Source organism: Amycolatopsis rhizosphaerae (genome assembly GCF_007713715.1).
Lineage (GTDB): Bacteria > Actinomycetota > Actinomycetes > Mycobacteriales > Pseudonocardiaceae > Amycolatopsis_E > Amycolatopsis_E rhizosphaerae.
Genome location: NZ_VJWX01000790.1, coordinates 1 through 1840, shown reverse-complemented (window position 1 = coordinate 1840; position 1840 = coordinate 1). Strand labels below are relative to the sequence as shown.

The 1840-nt window shown below is 73.2% G+C and carries 2 protein-coding genes; one reads left to right on the top strand and one right to left on the bottom strand.

Annotated features, from left to right (window positions below; translation table 11 throughout):
• Nucleotides 1-52 precede the first annotated feature (52 nt).
• A complete protein-coding gene (locus tag FNH05_RS36865) occupies nucleotides 53-706 on the top strand; it encodes a nucleoside/nucleotide kinase family protein (protein WP_144593455.1) in 654 nt (217 codons plus the stop codon).
• Here the strand turns inward: FNH05_RS36865 and FNH05_RS36860 are convergent.
• The gene (locus FNH05_RS36860) at nucleotides 696-1832 is read right to left on the bottom strand and encodes a glycosyltransferase family 4 protein (RefSeq protein WP_144593456.1); all 1137 of its coding nucleotides are present in this window, start codon (nucleotides 1830-1832) and stop codon (nucleotides 696-698) included. The two genes, FNH05_RS36865 and FNH05_RS36860, sit on opposite strands and share 11 nt — an antisense overlap.
• Nucleotides 1833-1840: the final 8 nt, after the last annotated feature.

The following is a 1840-nucleotide window of genomic DNA, read 5'->3' as shown; positions in this document are numbered from 1 at the left end:
CGACAATTCCGGCGTCCCCGCCGCCCGTCCCGCGCCGTGGCAGGATCGCGGTATGAGATTCCGGCCGATCTCGTGGGAGCGGCTCGCCGGGGAACTGGCCGAACGCGTGCTGTCCCGGCCCGGCACCGGCTGGGTCCGGATCGCCGTCGACGGCGCACTCGGCACCGCGGCACTGGCGGACACGATGGTGGACCCGTTGCGGGTCAACGGCCGACGACCACTCCGAGTATCCACAAAGGACTTTTTGCGCCCGGCTTCACTCCGCTTCGAACGGGGCAGGCGGGACCCGGACGCGCGCTACCGGGACTGGCTGGACGAGGGAGCGTTGCGGCGCGAGGTGCTCGAACCCCTCGCCCCCGGCGGCAGCGGCGAGGTCCTGCCCGCGCTGTGGGACGCCGAACGGGACCGCGCGACCCGCCTCGACCGCGTCGCACTTCCGCCCGGCGCCGTGCTGATCGCCGACGGCGAACTGCTCCTCGGGCGCGGCCTGCCCTTCGACCTCACGGTGCACCTGGCGATCTCGCCCGCGGCGCTGCGCCGCAGGCTGCCCGAAGACCAGCACTGGGCCTTGCCCGCGTTCGAACGCTACGAGCGGGAAGTGCGGCCAGGCGAGATCGCGGACCTGCTGGTCCGGGCCGACGATCCGCGCCACCCGGCGGTCGCGGCCGTGCCCGGCGGACGAGCCGCCGACCGGGTCACGGGGTGAGCAGCCGGGAAAGCCGCGCGGCCAGCACGTCCCAGCGCCAGTGCTCGCGCACCCAGGACCGTCCCGCCTCGCCCATCTTCCGCGCCCTCACCGGGTTCTGAAGCAGCGGCACCAGGGTTTCCGCCAGCCGCGTCACGTCCCGGCCGTCGACCACGTGCCCGGTCACGTCCTCGAGCACGGTTTCGGGAGCGCCGCCCGAGTTTCCCGCGATCACCGGCAGCCCGCTCGCCGAAGCCTCCAGGTAGACCAGCCCGAGCCCTTCCACGTCGAGCCCCCCTCCCCGGGTCCTCGAGGGCATCGCGAACACGTCGCCCGCCACGTAGTGCGCGGGAAGCTCCTGCCAGGGCACCGAACCGGTCAGCACCACGTCGCGGGTGAGCCCCAGTTCACTGGCAAGGCGGGACAGCGTTTCCCGGTAAGGACCGCCGCCGACCAGCAGCAACGCCGCGTCCGGCACCGTGCGCCGCACCTGGGTCAGCGCCCGGATCAGCATGTCCTGCCCCTTGCGCGGCATCAGCCGCGAAACGCACACCACGGTGGGACGGTCGCCGAGCCCGTGCCGGGCCCTGATCTCCGCGCGGGCCGCCTCGTCCGGCCGGAAGAAGTCCGTGTCGACCCCCGATGGCAGGTACTCCAGGCCGGCCATCGGGCCGAAGGCCGAGGCGAACCGGCCGCGCGTGTACTTGCTGACGAAGGTCAGCACATCGGTGGTGTCGCCGATCCGCCGCAGTGCCTGCCGCGCGCCCGGCAGCATCGACCAGCCCACCTCGTGCCCGTGGGTGGAGGCGACGACCCGCTCCGCCCCCGCCGCGCGCAACGGCCGCGCGAGCAACGCCAGCGGAGCGGCGGCGCCGAACCACACGGATTCGCAGTCCCGTGACCGCAGCAGTTCCCTGGCCCTCCGCAGCACGTCCGGGGTGGGCAGCATCAGTGAAGTGGGATGGCGGACGACCTCGAACGGCGCGGCGGCGTCGAATTCGGGGTGCGAACCGGAAGAACCGTGCCAGGACGGGGCGTACACGACGAGATCGTCCGGCGGCAGCCGCCGCGCCAGTGCGTCGAGGTAGTTCTGGATACCTCCGGGGCGGGGCGGGAAGTCGTTCGTCACCAGCAGGGTCCGAGGCACGGTGGGAG